Origin of the sequence: Desulfosoma sp., assembly GCA_037481875.1 — a bacterium.
Classification (GTDB): domain Bacteria; phylum Desulfobacterota; class Syntrophobacteria; order Syntrophobacterales; family DSM-9756; genus Desulfosoma.
Window position 1 is genome coordinate 61,589 of sequence record JBBFKY010000014.1, and the last position, 15,408, is coordinate 76,996.

The window sequence follows — 15,408 nt, forward strand, 5'->3', positions numbered from 1 at the left end:
CTTATGGAACAGGTGATGAGCACCATCAGTCTGAGCGCGATTGCTCCGGAGTTGGTTCTGGTCGCTTGCGGGTTGATCGTGTTAATGATTCAAGCTGTCGTTGGAAGAAGATATCCCGATTCGTTTGCGTATGTGTCCCTGCTTGGGGTGGCGGCCGCCCTCGTGTTGGTCTGGAAACAACCCGAACCCTTTGAGGCTCGAAGTGTCGCCTACTTTTTCTGCGATATGTGGGTGGTGGATAATTTTTCCAGGTTTTTTAAGATTATTTTCCTTTTGGGCACCGGTCTGACCGTCCTGATTTCCATCAAATACCTTCACAACGAAGCCATGCAGCATAGTGAATACTATGCTCTGATACTCATGTGTACCGTGGGCATGATGGTCATGGCGAGTGCGGTGGAACTTATCACCATCTTTCTGGGTGTGGAACTCATGTCCCTTTCGCTGTATGCGCTTGCCGGATACACACGCACGCGCATGCTGTCCAATGAGGCGGCCATCAAGTACTTTATTTTAGGATCCTTCGCCTCTGGATTTCTGATTTACGGGATCGCTTTGATTTACGGCACCACCGGCACCTCTTTGGTTCCTGAAGTCGCCAAATACATCACTCAAGCCGGCGGAGCTGCGGCGATACTTGTGATGGGCATGGCGTTGCTGATTATCGGTTTTGGTTTCAAAACGGCTTCGGTGCCGTTTCATATGTGGGCCCCGGACGTGTACGAAGGAGCGCCGGCTCCCGTGACCGGATTCATGTCAGCCGGGCCTAAGGCGGCGGCTTTTGCAGCTTTTGTGCGGATCTTTATGGAGGGTCTTCCGCAACTGGAAACCGACTGGGTCATGGTTATTTGGATTTTAGCGGCTTTAACCATGACGGCCGGTAACATCATCGCCTTGGTGCAGGAAAACATAAAGAGAATGCTGGCCTATTCGAGTATCGCTCATGCCGGCTATGTGCTTGTGGCTTTTCTGGCCGCAGGGGAACTGGGGCTGACGAGCATTCTCTATTACATGCTGGTCTACACCTTCATGAATCTCGGGGCGTTCGCTGTGATTACCATGCTGGCTGGCACAGGAGAATCGCGGGTAAAGGTGGAAGATTATCGTGGTGTGGGCTATGAACATCCCATGGCGGCGTTGGCCATGAGCCTTTTTCTGTTTTCTCTTGCCGGTATTCCGCCCACCGGTGGATTTATGGGAAAATTCTACATATTTTCCGCCGCCGTGAAGCAGGGATTTATCTGGCTGGCCATTATCGGTGTTTTGAACAGTGTGGTGTCCGTCTACTACTATCTCAGGGTGACGGTGGCCATGTATATGAAGCCGCCGGAGCGCCCGGAGGATGTACCGACTGCGACGGCTTTGTCGCCAGGACTCGTGCTGGCTGTCGTGATTTCCGCTTACGGGGTCTTGACGCTGGGCCTGTTTCCCGCAACATATGTGGCGATGGTGAAAGCATCCTTCCTGTCCTTTCTCTAAACCTTGACCTAAGGGTTTTCCCGGGGGCTGTGTCGGGATACACTTGCGCGCAGGGCTATGAGTGAAGGGAATGACGGACTGAGAAGAGAGAGAAAAAATGAGTTCGGTGAAGCTGACGATTGACGGGCGGGAGGTGGCGATCGCCGCTGGAAAAACGATTCTGGACGCAGCAAAGGCAGCCGGAATCACGATTCCGACCCTATGCCACCACGAGCGATTAAACCCCATTGGATCGTGCAATCTCTGTGTCGTTGAAGTGCAAGGGAAAAGCACGCCCGTGCAGGCGTGTATGACGCCCGCGGAAGAAGGCATGACGGTGATCACGGACTCCGACATGCTTCGAAGCATGCGGCAAAAGGCCATGCAACGGCTTCTGGTTCGGCACCCTTTGGACTGTCCCATCTGCGACAAAGCAGGGGACTGCAGGCTGCAGGATCTGGTTTTCGAATTGGGTGTGACGGCAGAACAGTATGAAGAGCCGAAGGAGCGAACGGAAGCGGTCTATGCCACGCCGCTCATCAAGTACTGGCGCGACCGTTGTGTGCTGTGCCAACGATGCGCGGCCGCCTGCCGTGAAATCAAGGGGCAAGGGGCGATTGATTTTGTCGAGGTGAACGGCTCCGTAGAGATGCGGGTGACCCCCGAAAAGTGCGTCTCGTGCGGTGAATGCCTCCAGGTATGCCCCACCGGGGCTCTGACGGAAAATCTGAGCCCTGTAAAGGCGCGGCTGTTCACCACAAAGAAAGTTGCGACCACATGCACTTACTGCGGCTGCGGGTGCCAGGTGGAACTCAGCGTTTTGGACAACCGTGTGGTCGCCGTAGACGGCAGAGATGATCCGACGATTAATGAAGGAAGCCTGTGCGTCAAGGGACGGTTTGGATACGAATTCATTAGCAGTGAGGAACGGCTGAAAAAACCGTTGATTCGACGGGGGGACGGTTTCGTCGAGGTCAGTTGGAACGAAGCGCTGGACTACGTGGCGAAGAACTTCAGTCGAATCAAGAAGGAACATGGTCCGGACGCCATTGGAGGGTTTGCTTCAGCACGTTGCACCAATGAAGACAATTATGTGTTCCAGAAATTTATCCGCGCGGTGATCGGCACCAACAATGTGGATCACTGCGCCCGTCTCTGACACAGCTCCACGGTGGCAGGTCTTGCCGCCACGTTTGGAAGCGGGGCGATGACGAACCCCCTTAAAGATGTCCTCAATTCAGGGGTCATTCTGCTGACGGGGACCAACACTACGGCAAACCATCCCATCATCGCCAATTACGTGCACGAGGCGGTGACGAAGCGGGGGGCCAAGCTTATTGTGGTCGATCCTCGAAGGATCAAGCTGGTCGATATCGCCACTATGTGGTTGCAGCCGCCTCCCGGAACGAATGTGGCGTGGATCAACGGCTTGATGCACGTCATCGTCAAAGAAAACCTCTACAATAAGGCTTACGTGGAAGAACGCACGGAGGGGTTTGAAGAACTCAAGGCTTGCGTGGAGAAATACCCACCGAAGGTTGTCGCCAAGATCACCGGATTGAAAGAAAAGGACATTATCGCTGCGGCTCGGCTATTTGCCACTTCCGGTCCAGGCGCGATTTTGTACGCCATGGGAATCACGCAACACACCACTGGAACGGATAGCGTGAAATGCCTTGCCGCTCTTTCTATGCTGTGCGGCTACGTGGGGGTTCCTGGTGGAGGCGTCTGCCCGTTGCGTGGGCAAAACAACGTGCAGGGCGCCTGCGACATGGGTGGGCTGCCCAATGTGTATTCCGGGTATCAGGTGGTGACGGCCGAAGAAAATCGGCAGAAGTTTGAAAAAGCGTGGAATGTGCCGAAGCTGTCCGACAAGGTGGGCATGACCGTCACGGAAATGGGTCTGGCGGCAGGAAAGACCATCAAGGCGCTTTATATCATGGGGGAAAACCCCGTGCTCAGCGACGCGGACATCAACCATGCCGAAAAAGCCTTGGCTTCACTGGATTTTCTGGTCGTCCAAGACATCTTTTTAACGGAGACGGCCAAACTGGCGCATGTGGTGCTTCCCAGCGCCTGCTTTGCTGAGAAAGAAGGAACATTTACCAATACGGAACGAAAAGTGCTCAGGGTCCGCAAAGCGGTGGAACCTCCTGGAGAAGCTAAAGAAGATTGGTGGATTACGGCGGAAATCGCGAAGCGCATGGGATACCCCATGGAATACAGCGGCCCGGAAGCCATTATGAGAGAAATCAACGCCGTAACGCCCAGCTATGGCGGCATCACCTACGAGCGGCTGGAAAAAGGCGGGCTGGTATGGCCGTGCCCGACGCAGGATCATCCGGGAACACCCATATTGCATGTGGGTCGATTCACGCGAGGCAAGGGCGTGTTTTTTGCCATCGATTACAAGCCACCGGCGGAACCGACCGATGCCGAATATCCTTTTGTGCTTACGACGGGTCGAGTCCATTGGCATTACCACACGGGAACGATGACACGGAAAGGCACCGCTTTGAACCGGCTGTATCCGGAACCTCTGGCGGAAATCAATGTCCAGGACGCCAAGAGATTGAAGATTGCCGACGGAGAGCTCGTGCGCATCTCCTCTCGGCGAGGCAGTATCACCATCAAGGCCTCGGTTTCGGAGGTCACGGCTCGAGGAGTGGTTTTCGTTCCCTTCCATTTCTACGAGGCGGCGGCCAACAGACTGACCATCAACGCGTTGGATCCTGTATCGAAAATCCCTGAACTGAAGGTGTGTGCGGTAAAGGTGGAAAAAGCCGCCTGAGGACGGCTTTGAAGCGAGTCATGATCCCCGGTCGAGGTCATGGACTTCGGCCGGGTTTTTTTATTTTGAGCATTGGCAGGTCTACCATGAACATTTTTGTACTCGACTTGGATCCGAGAAAGTGTGCTCGCTATCATTGCGATCAGCACGTGGTCAAGATGATCCTGGAAAGTGTCCAGATCATTTGCACGGCGTTTGTGAAGAAAGGATTTGAAACCCCCTACAAGCCGACACACACTAAGCACCCTTGTGTGCTTTGGGCCGAGGAGTCTTTTGACAACGTGCGATGGCTTATGCGTCTGACACGGGCGTTGAATGCCGAATACAAATACAGATTCCAAAAAACGCAGGATCATGCCTCGATACATGTGTTGCAACAGGTGAAGTCTCTGCGATTTGAATCCCTTGGGTTGACGCCGTTTGCTCAAGCGATGCCGGATAAGTATAAAGTACCTGAAGATCCCGTAGCGGCTTATCGCCGGTTTTATGTGGGAGAAAAACTAAAGTTTGCCACGTGGACACGGCGCCGTAAGCCACCGTGGCTGAAGGACTTTATAAGCGAGTATTGGGAGACGGCAAAGGCCGTGACAAGCTAAGATAATCTGTTGCGGGCGTAGACGTGGCGAGGGTTCGCGAAGCGAAACCGGGAGTTGCATCATGGACCGAATACTTCTGGGAAAAGGTGATCGTCCGGTACATCTCCTCTTAAAATATGCCAACCGCCATGGATTCATCACAGGGGCTACAGGGACAGGCAAGACCGTTTCCTTGTTGGTGCTTGCAGAAGGTTTTTCTCGATACGGAATCCCGGTGTTCATGGCGGATGTGAAAGGGGATGTGGCTGGATTGGCCATGCCTGGAAATTTCAGCGAGAAAATAAAGCGCCGCGTCGCTGAAATCGGTATGGAGGGCTACAGTCCTGAGGCGAATCCGGTGGTTTTTTGGGATCTCTACGGTAAAGCGGGGCATCCGGTTCGTGCCACCGTCAGTGAATTCGGACCGACCCTGCTCGCTCGAGTTCTTGAACTCAATGACATTCAGGCCCAAGTGCTTGAAGTGGTCTTTCATCTTGCCGATCAGGAAGGCCTGCTTCTTCTGGATCTGGATGATCTGAGAGCCCTGCTCGCGTTTGTCGCCGAAAACCGAAAAGAGATTTCCCAGCACTACGGCCTTGTCAGCGCTCAGTCACTGGCTGCTATTCAGAGGGCCTTGCTGCCTTTGGAACGGGAAGGCGGTACCCTCTTTTTCGGTGAGCCCGCTCTGGATCTTAGTGACCTTTTGCGTACGGACCTCAGTGGTCGGGGTGTGATTCACGTTCTCAACGCCGATCAACTGGTTTTGAAACCTCGCCTGTATTCCAGCTTTTTGCTGTGGCTGCTGTCCGAGCTGTTTGAAAATTTACCGGAAGTGGGCGATGTGGAGAAGCCGAGGTTGGTCTTTTTCTTTGATGAAGCGCACTTGTTGTTTGACGATGCTTCGCCTGCACTGCGCCGTCGTGTGGAACAGGTGGTGCGCCTTATTCGTTCCAAGGGGGTGGGTGTGTACTTCTGCTCCCAGTTTCCTGACGACATTCCCGGAGAGATTCTCGGTCAGATGGGGAATCGTATCCAGCATGCCCTGCGCGCTTTGACTCCTCGGGATCAGAAAGCCGTAAAAACGGCCGCGGAAACCTTTGTGCCCAACCCGAAGATCAACGTCGTGGACGCCATTTCCCAGTTGGAAGTTGGAGAGGCTCTGGTATCCACACTTCAGGAAAAGGGTGTTCCCATGCCCGTGGAACGCACCTTGATCTGTCCGCCACGGTGCCGTATCGGGGCCATCACGCCGGAAGAACGGGCGTTGGTGCGGGCACGCAGTCCGCTGGGAACGAAATATGACACGCCTTTGAATCGGGATTCGGCCTATGAGATGTTGAGCCGTCGTGCTGGCGTCTTGAAACCTGAGGTTGAGTCATCAGAAGGTTCGGAAAGACGTTCGAGTTCCGAGAGGGGAGGCGGGCTGGGCGAAGTGCTTTGGGGCACCAAACGCCGCCAGGGCCTTGTGGAAACCATCGCCAAACAGGCAGCCCGTACGATCGGCAGCGAGATTGGGCGTCGTATTTTCCGAGGCGTTCTCGGAGGCATTCTCGGCGGTTCCCGCCGCAGCCAGCTGTTTTGAAGACGGCTTCTGAAGCCTTCTTTTCGGTCAAGGGGTGCGGGAACCAATTGAGGGTCGGCGGATCAAGAGGACCTTGGTCTGGCTATTTTTCCTTTGCCTGTTCGATTTCTCGATGCATTTTCCTTAATCCGTGAGATTGAGTTTATACGTAAAAGTATCATGTCGCATGTGTCATATTGACTTTACTTCGCTTTTGTCCTCTAGCGTCTCCTGTCGCACTTTCATCCGGCAGGTGCTCTCATGAAAAGAATCGAGATTGAACAATCTTCGAAGAGCTTCTCCAGAGGGCACTCGGGCCTGGTTCTTGTGGGCCATTGGATCAACAGCAGCACGGAGCTTTGCCAACGAATGGAAAAGGAAGTTCCGCGACGGCTGGCGATCTCTCATGCGAATGGGGTCAAGACCTCTGTGGGGATTTTGTTTATGGGAAACAGCGACTTTGAAGCCGCAGAGGGGTGGTCGGGCGATGACTGGTTCAAAGAGGCGCTGGACATCCAAAAGGTCCCTTTTCAGGAACCCTTGCGACAGCGCTTCGACAAGCACGCGAGAGTTTTCGAGCGTCTTGCCGGGGCCGCGAGCGTTGAACTGCTTGAGAGGACCCAGGTCACCGTAATGGCTCTTTCCACAGGGGATGTGGCTTTGGACCTGGATGTTTTTTGCCTGGACAATTCCGACACAAAGAAAGAAGGGGTGTCGCGGACGGACCGGAACGATGAGGGGTATGCTCCCATTGCGGCCTACCTCGGCCGAAAGCGATGGTGTCTGGGCATGAAGCTTCGCCCGGGGTCTCAGCATTCCCAGAACGGATTTGTGGGATTTTTGCGCAAGATGCTGGGGCATGGCCGCAAGGTTACCCGAAGGTCCCTGCTGGTGCGAACGGACTCGGCTCACGATGCTGGGGAAACGCTTGTGGAGCTTAGCCGACACCCTAAGGTGAACTTCATCATCCAATGGAATCCACGCGGGGCGGACCGCCTTTCTTGGCGTGATCGGGCCTTCAGGGAGGGCCGTGTGACGGAGCCCCGGCCCGGCAAGAAAGTGGCGATCCTCAGCACATGGGTGACACGACACTATGGAGGGGAAAGCTATCGGTTTCGCCTGGTGATCCGGGTCACCGAGCGAATATCGGATGCCAAGGGACAAATGCTGATCCAGCCCGATATCACGCTGGAGGGTTGGTGGACGTCTCTTTCCATCGATGAGGATCAAGTGATTCGGTTGTACGAAAAGCGGGGTCTGAGTGAACAGTTTCACAGTGAGATCAAGTCCGATCTGGACTTGGAGCGATTGCCCTCTGGAAAGTTTGCGACCAATGCTTTGGTGTTGACCCTGGGCGGACTGGCTTACAACATCTTGCGCATCCTGGGGCAAAACGGGCTCTTGGGCCGTTTTTCGCCAGCTCGAATCGGGCCAAACGGCGTCGCATCAAGACCGTGATCCAGGAACTGATCTATCTGGCAGGGCGCGTGATCCGAAGCGGTCGTCGGCTGAAGCTCCAGTTTGGTCGGCATTGTCCCGCCTTTCAAGCGCTTCGGAATGTCTTTCTCAATTTTCGCCCAGGGCAAGACAATAACAAGTCTCTGCAAGTCCATGACTCAATGACTTAATGACTCAATGACTCAATGACTCAATGACTCAATGACTTAATGACTTAATGACTTAATGACTTAATGACTCATTTTTGCCCTGAATAAGGCAAGAGGGAGTGGTTGCAAGAGCATGAAGCTATCTAATGTTCACATTGAACGGAGATGAAGTACACCAGAGAACAGCTGAATGATCACAGTGATGACCACTTTTCTGCCGCTCGAGAGTCGATGATTCGGGCAACCGGCTGAAATAGGGCATCGTCGACTGCTCAAAACGGGGTCACCATGCCAGCAACTCAGCTCGCTCCAAGACACCTTACGGATTCAGGAGATAGAAAATGATAACGACAAGACGGTTTGAGATGCCCAGTACAACATATGGTTATCTGGAATGGGATCCGGGGCCGTGTTAAAAAGAAAATCGTCGCAGCGTTGTATTGACCACACGGAGGACATGCCAGTATGAAGAAACTTAGCGGCATGCAGCGCACGTTTGCTTGCCAGTATGCCCAAGTCCAAGAAGAGGCTCCTTGGAAGGACTGAAAAAAATGGCAGCAGAGTACCGCATAGCCGCTGAGCAGGGGTCGTTCACACGAGTGTGAATACCTAACGAGAGTGTCCATGTACGTCCTGACGAGTCGTCAAGAACAACGTAGCCAAAGGAAACGATATGTCCGCTTCAGCTAAAAACATTGTCGAACTCTGTGCCGTTGCTTCAGATAGCACCACATCGCGGCGAATGCTCGCCTCTTCGGCAAAGATCGCTGAAATTTCATCGGTTGTGGAAGCTTATGATCTGAAAAGCCTGTGGCAACGCCTAACGGTAAGTCATGACTCCCTACCGGATATTTGCGTCCTCTACAGGGACGATAGTCACGTCATCGAGCTGCTGGGACGCATACGGAGTACCCCAACGCTGGAAACGTTGCCCGTGATCATAGTAACGCCTCAGGCTACAGCAGAAGATGTCATGCATGCCATGGAACGTGATGCCGACGACTACCTGGTTACACCCCTTGTGCCACAACAACTCCGTGAAAGAGCCCATGGAATTCTCGCCAGGCGTAGAAACCCATCCCCCTTTGAAGCGGCACTCCTTCGTGGCAAAAAATATATTCGTAGCGGGGAGTTCGAAAAGGCCGGTGAAGCCTTTGATGAAGCGCTTCAGATCAAACCCACTTCGACCTCGGCGCTTTTCTATGCCGGTCTCGCTTTCGAGATGCAAGGCGACATCACGCAAGCCGAAGAGCTTTACAAGGAAGCAGTACAACACCGTTTGAACCTTCTTGCAAATCAAAGGCTCTGCGCTATCTATTTCAAGCAGAAAAGATACCAGGAAATGCAGCCGCTCATTGAAATACTGGCCAAATACGTTCCACTGCCGGCATCATGGTTGTGCCTTGCTGCAATCCACCACCTTCAAAGTGGTAAAGCTGGTGAGGCTGCCAAGAAGCTCAGACAGGCACACCGGGCATGGGTTGCCGACCCCAAGGCGGACAGTTACACGCCATTGGATCATCTCATTCAGGCTATCCAAACATCCAATGCCAATCCAGAGATAATCTCCGTTTGTGCTTCGGTATGCATTGAGTTCGAACGAAACCGGAAACTTGTAGAACGCCTCGATTTCAAGGAGCGTGTTGTCTTAGGTTCCTTGGCTACACAAGTGCAACGCTACTCCGAAGCGAGGTTTTTCCTGAACAAAGCGTTGGATCTTGCCCCGAACGAAGAAGCACGGAAACAGATTCACGCCCAACTTGCCAAACTCTACAAGACGGCAGGTGTGGATCGATTAGCTCGCGAACATGCCAGAATTGTCAAGGAAGCATGAAGCTGACGGGAGGTGGATGAAAGAATGCCGATTTACAACCCGGCTCAGTACAAGCCGATCAAAAAGGAGGATGCCTTTGAAGGTGTTCTTGATTTCACCCTTAAAAATTCAGACGGAACTCTTGTTTGCTTTTTCACCACCACGGACGGGAGGTGCAAGATTTACACCACCATGCAGCCATCAAAAATTCAGGGGCCCATTGCCAAAGCGAGAAAGTACATGGTTACGAAAACCTTCATGCAGGCCTTAAACTGGTCGGTGAGGCTTTTAAAAGGGTGAAGTGACGTCCTCCCCCCAATAAATTGAAGGGCATTCTTAAGCAAATGCGCGAAGGAGTCTCTTCCGTGCCTCAAGTCAACGACACCGCACCACCCCATGTGGAATGACACAACCGCAAGCCGCGGTACCCGGCCGTTACCCCCTTTTTGTGAAAAATACCTGGAAGGCTCTTTCGTAGATGTTCAGATCACCGTTCATGTCTGCCCGTGCCGTCCACCCACACTGACACTGATACAGCCCCGATGAATACGGCTGCCCCTCCCGATCGTCCTGAAGGCATGGCAGGCGCGCGACGTGGCATGCTCATCCACATCGTCCCGCTAGGAAATTCCTGCATAAACGCCCTTATACCGAATCCTGTGGACAATTTGGCGACGGGATCAGGCTTAAATCCTCTGATTCCATCCGGACGCCATACTCGGTCCCTTCGGGGATATCGGTCATGTTCCTGAGGGCAATGACCCCGACGCCGCGCGAGTCACTTTCACGGCGGAAGTGAAAGGTGGCAATGTGAAGGAAGTGCTCCACCTGTTTGCGCTCTCGACGGGCGATATGGCGATACCCCATGGACTTCAGGGGTGCTCTCTTAATGGCGACCCTACCCTCGACACGATGACATCCTTCCCTCAGTAAGTTGAGGGGAGAATGCCGACAGCAACCTTACGGAAAACTTTCCACGAAAGTCTACACAGAGGTCTGCCCAATATGCTTTTCTTAGCGAGATTGAGTCGTGCCGCTCCGAAGGCTTGCGTCCGATCGTTCATCAAATCATGAAAATCGTCGTGGCCTGAATGCCCACTGGAGAAGGCTTTCGATCATTGTTCCCATCTCGATTTTCTTCATGACGGCACTTCCAGGGTGAAAATGCGACTGGAGACCGTATAGCACAAAAGCGGATGAAAATGACCATGATGCCTACGGCATGATCCTTTTACCTATAGACGCAACCTCACGGACTAAGGCATACTTCATCCATCGTCGTAAAGTCTGATTGCGAGGGTTTCACTGAATTGTCACGGGGATGTCGCTTCACGGCCACTTTCTTGTGGAAAGGTTGAAAGGATCGAAAACCACCAAAGGAGGTGAGCTGATGAAAGCGGACCTACATGTGCATTCCAGATTCTCCACAAGACCTTCCCACTGGATTCTTCAAAAGTTAGGATGTCCGGAGAGTTTTACCCAGCCTGAAGAGGTGTATCGTGTTGCCAGAAGCAAAGGCATGGATCTCGTCACCATCACAGATCACAATACCATCGATGGCGTCTTGGAGATCGCCCATTTGCCAGGGGTATTCATCAGTGAAGAAGTCACTACGTATTTTCCAGAAGATAGGTGTAAAATTCACGTTCTTGTTTACGATATTTCAGAAAAACAGCATCAGGACATTGGAAAAATCCGTGAAAATATCTATGATCTTGTAACCTACCTAAGGGATCAGGGCATTATTCATGCCGTGGCCCATCCCCTTTACAGCCTGAACGGAAAACTCACCACCGAGCATTTCGAGAAAATGCTTCTTCTTTTCCGAATTTTTGAACTGAACGGGGCTCGAAACGATTTTCAAAACCAGGTTCTCCAAGCGCTTCTTCCTCACGTGAACCATCAACTTTTGCACGACCTTGCGGACAAGCATAATCGTCTGACCGTGCCCATAGACTTAAGCCCGAAAGCTCTCATCGGGGGCTCCGACGACCACAGCTCACTGAACATCGCCCGCACGTGGACTCAGGCGTCCAGGGCGCAGGATATGGGCTCGTTCCTTGAAGAACTTCGTCACGGACAACCTCACGTTGCAGGAACACCCGCCACACCTTTGACCATGGCTCACAACCTTTACGGGATTGCCTATCAGTACTACCGGGACCGGTTCGGCTTATCCCGTCATCTCCATAAAGATCTTCTCCTGAGGTTTCTTGAACGCGTGCTGGACATCCATCATGAAGGGGCTTTTCGATCTTGGTCCGCTCGAGTCTACGATCTGGCTCGATCCGCTCGCCTCTGGCGCCGGCGGGATCACCACCGACAGGATCTTCCTTCGGTGAAAGCCTTTTGGAAAATGTCGGAAAGTCTCGTGGCCAAGGATCAGCGCTTTATGAGCATTGCGCAAGGGACCAAGGCTGTGTCCGCGGCGACGGCCGAAAAACTATGGTATCAGTTTGTAGAGCAAGTCAGTGAATCCCTTCTGGTGGAAGTTTCCAATCGTATCGGTCATCAGGTGTTAAACGCCAATCTTTTTGACATCTTCGGCAGCCTTGGCTCGGCCGGCGCTCTTTATAGCCTCGTGGCACCGTATCTCGTCGCCTTTTCCCATTTTCGACAAGATGTGGCGCTGGCCAAGGAAGTGGCGCACAAACTTTGCCCGGGCACGATTCCGGCCCAAAGTGGTCAAGAAACGGCGGTTGCTCACTTTTCCGATACGGTTTTCGAAGTCAACGGTGTGGCTCGAACCCTGGTTCAACAACTCCAAGTGGCTCAAAGTTTGGGGCACCGCCTGGTGCTTTTAACGTCCGAGAAAGTGAACCGGGATCCTCCGGTTGGGGTTATCAACTTCGAACCGATCGGTCATTACACGTTGCCGGAATATCCTGAGCTTTCTCTGAACATTCCACCGCTTCTAAAGATATTGCGTTATTGCTATGAACAAAACTTTACACAAATCCATGCCGCAACACCAGGCCCTATGGGTCTGGCGGCTCTGGTTGTCGCCCGCACACTTTTTCTCCCTATCGTCGCAACCTATCACACAGCCTTTCCTCAGTATGTCCAAAACTTGACGAATGATGAAGGGCTTGCGTCGCTCACGTGGCGGTTTGTCATTTGGTACTATCAACAGATGGATCATGTTTACGTTCCGTCGGCGGCGACAGCTGAGGAGCTGGTTGCCCACGGGCTTTCTGCCGAGAAAATTTCCACTTATCCTAGAGGCGTGGATATCGAACTCTTTTCGCCTCGAAAACGTTCGTTTTATTTTCGGGTAAAGTACAAGATCGGCCATAGGTTGGCGGCGCTTTACGTGGGTCGGCTTTCCAAGGAAAAAAACTTAGATCTTTTAATCCGCGCCTTTAAAAAATGGCACGAAAAATATCCCAATACGGCCCTCGTGGTTGTGGGCGACGGTCCTTATCGCGAAGCCATGGAACAAGCTCTCAAAGGCACCCATACGGTCTTTACGGGGTATCTTTTTGAAGAAGCTTTGGCCGAAGCCTACGCCTCCTGCGATTTTCTTGTTTTTCCCAGCACTACGGACACTTTCGGCAATGTGGTTCTGGAGGCTCAAGCTTCAGGACTGCCCGTGATCGTGAGCGACTCCGGTGGGCCTCAAGAGAACATTATTCCTGGACGTACGGGCTGGATTTTTCAAGGCGACGACGACGAAAGCCTTTTTAAGCGCATGGAATGGATGTGTCTGCATCGAGAAAAGCGGGTAGCCATGGGCAAGGAGGCCAAAAAAGCCATGGAAGGACGCAGCTTCCAAAGGGCCTTTGAAGGTCTGTGGGAGATGTTCAGCGGCTCATCCGCCGGGGAAGAGATACGTTTTCGCAAAGCCGTGTAAATTTTGTGTCCGTGTACGAAAAGGATTTCTTTTCGAAACTTTACGCCCTGGTGCTGGGAGCCCACGGCGAAATCTGTCGACCTGGAAACTTGTTCCTCTATGAAGAAAAAGGACGCTTTTGCCGAAAGTGTGAGGGTGTTTCCCCCGTCATGACCGATTTCCAAATCCATTCACAAGGCAAAAGGCGTTCTGGAACCGCTTTCAGGTTTGACACCATAGAAACGCATAGGGATCGTATTGGAAAAGGATACTATGATGAAAAAAATATCTTCAAACGCTTTTGTTCCAAAAAACAAACTTCTTTGGCAACCGATTGTCAGGTGCCTTGAAAGGTTGACGGGGCTCCATCCTTTGGAAAAAACCTACCAGGGATTGCCTCGACCTTTGGATCCGGAACGTTTTCTCCAAGAAGCCTTGCGAGCTTTACAAATCGATGTGCTCATTCACGGAGAGGAGATTTCCATTCCTTCCAAGGGATCGCTTCTGGTGGTGGCGAACCATCCCTTCGGAGGTCTGGAAGGACTGGTGGCAGCCTCCGTGCTTTTGTCCGTGCGAAAAGATTTGAAAATCATGGCAAATCAGTTTCTTGGAAAGATCCCTGAGATTTCTCCATTGATCGTGGGAGTCAACCCTTTTGAAAGATTAGGATCTCGATACGAAAACGTCAGACCGACGCTTCAATGCCTCAAATGGCTAAAAGGTGGAGGCGCTTTATTGGTTTTTCCGTCGGGGACCGTTTCGCATTTTCAGATGAGAAAAAGAGGGATCACCGATCCGCCGTGGAGTTCCAGCGTCGGGCGTCTTGTCCTTTGGAGTCGTTCCAGCGTCCTTCCCATCTATTTTGAGGGGGCTAACAGTTTCTGGTTTCATTTTTTGGGACTGTTTCATCCCTTACTTCGAACCTTACTGTTGCCCCGTGAGCTTCACAACAAAAGAGGACGTCAGGTTCAAATGACCATCGGGCCTGTGTTTTCTTTTGAAGAGCTTTGTCAGATGGAATCTGCGGACGTTATCACCGAATATCTTCGAGCCAGAACCTATGCTCTCGGTCTGCAACGGGAACGGAATGGACGCAAGAAGATGCTGCAGCGCTTTCCCCTAGATGCTGCGAAACGAAGAATCAACCGGATGGAACCTCTTCGGGCGAGCGTTCCAGCGGCGGATCTAGAAAAAGATGTGGCGCATCTGCCACCCAATCATTGCTTAGGCTCCGGCGGATCCTACCGTATCTATTGGGCCGGTGCCTCACTTATTCCCAACGTTCTTCGTGAAATCGGGCGCCTTCGTGAAATAGCCTTTCGGGCTGCAGGAGAGGGTACAGGGCGTTCGGAAGATCTTGATCGTTTCGACCGGCATTACGACCATCTTTTTTTGTGGAAATCCGACACACGCGAAGTTGTTGGGGCTTATCGAATCGGCCGGGTTGATGTCATTCTTTCACGGATGGGAATGTCTGGACTGTATACCGCCAGTCTTTTTCGCTACGAACAAGGTTTAAGACCTCTTCTTGTCCAGAGCCTCGAATTAGGTAGGTCCTTTGTTCGGCCTGAATATCAAAAGAACTATACTCCCCTATGGTTTCTCTGGAAAGGCATCGGCCGCTATGCGGCCATGCATGGAACCTATCGCTACCTTTTTGGTCCGGTGAGCATTAGTAACGCTTATCACGTGTTCAGTCGATATCTTCTCTATATGTACCTGAATCCGTGACGTGTGGTGGAGCGACCTAAGTTGTGGGCTAGGCGACAGC

At 52.5% G+C, this 15,408-nt stretch carries 8 protein-coding genes and 1 pseudogene; all 9 read left to right on the plus strand.

Annotated elements, in window-relative coordinates; translation table 11 throughout:
• Positions 1–3 precede the first annotated feature (3 nt).
• The gene (locus WHS46_14345; GenBank protein MEJ5349858.1) at positions 4–1,479 is read left to right on the plus strand and encodes an NADH-quinone oxidoreductase subunit N; all 1,476 of its coding nucleotides are present in this window, start codon (positions 4–6) and stop codon (positions 1,477–1,479) included.
• A 97-nt stretch (positions 1,480–1,576) separates the two neighbouring features.
• On the plus strand, positions 1,577–4,249 hold the full coding sequence (fdhF, locus tag WHS46_14350; GenBank protein MEJ5349859.1) for a formate dehydrogenase subunit alpha: 2,673 nt from the start codon (positions 1,577–1,579) through the stop codon (positions 4,247–4,249).
• Positions 4,250–4,335: 86 nt separating this feature from the next.
• Complete coding sequence (locus WHS46_14355) at positions 4,336–4,845, plus strand: pyrimidine dimer DNA glycosylase/endonuclease V (protein ID MEJ5349860.1); 510 nt, start codon at positions 4,336–4,338, stop codon at positions 4,843–4,845.
• A gap of 61 nt (positions 4,846–4,906) precedes the next feature.
• Positions 4,907–6,406 (plus strand): helicase HerA-like domain-containing protein, encoded by a 1,500-nt coding sequence (locus WHS46_14360; protein ID MEJ5349861.1) that lies wholly within the window; start codon positions 4,907–4,909, stop codon positions 6,404–6,406.
• Positions 6,407–6,646: 240 nt separating this feature from the next.
• Positions 6,647–8,013, plus strand: a pseudogene (locus WHS46_14365) (IS1380 family transposase).
• Between the two features lie 652 nt (positions 8,014–8,665).
• Entirely contained in the window at positions 8,666–9,826 is a 1,161-nt protein-coding gene (locus WHS46_14370) for a tetratricopeptide repeat protein (protein ID MEJ5349862.1), read from the plus strand.
• Positions 9,827–9,850: 24 nt separating this feature from the next.
• The gene (locus tag WHS46_14375) at positions 9,851–10,105 is read left to right on the plus strand and encodes a hypothetical protein (GenBank protein MEJ5349863.1); all 255 of its coding nucleotides are present in this window, start codon (positions 9,851–9,853) and stop codon (positions 10,103–10,105) included.
• Between the two features lie 1,090 nt (positions 10,106–11,195).
• Complete coding sequence (locus WHS46_14380; protein MEJ5349864.1) at positions 11,196–13,658, plus strand: glycosyltransferase; 2,463 nt, start codon at positions 11,196–11,198, stop codon at positions 13,656–13,658.
• A 351-nt stretch (positions 13,659–14,009) separates the two neighbouring features.
• Entirely contained in the window at positions 14,010–15,368 is a 1,359-nt protein-coding gene (locus WHS46_14385; protein ID MEJ5349865.1) for a lysophospholipid acyltransferase family protein, read from the plus strand.
• The last annotated feature ends 40 nt before the right edge of the window (positions 15,369–15,408 follow it).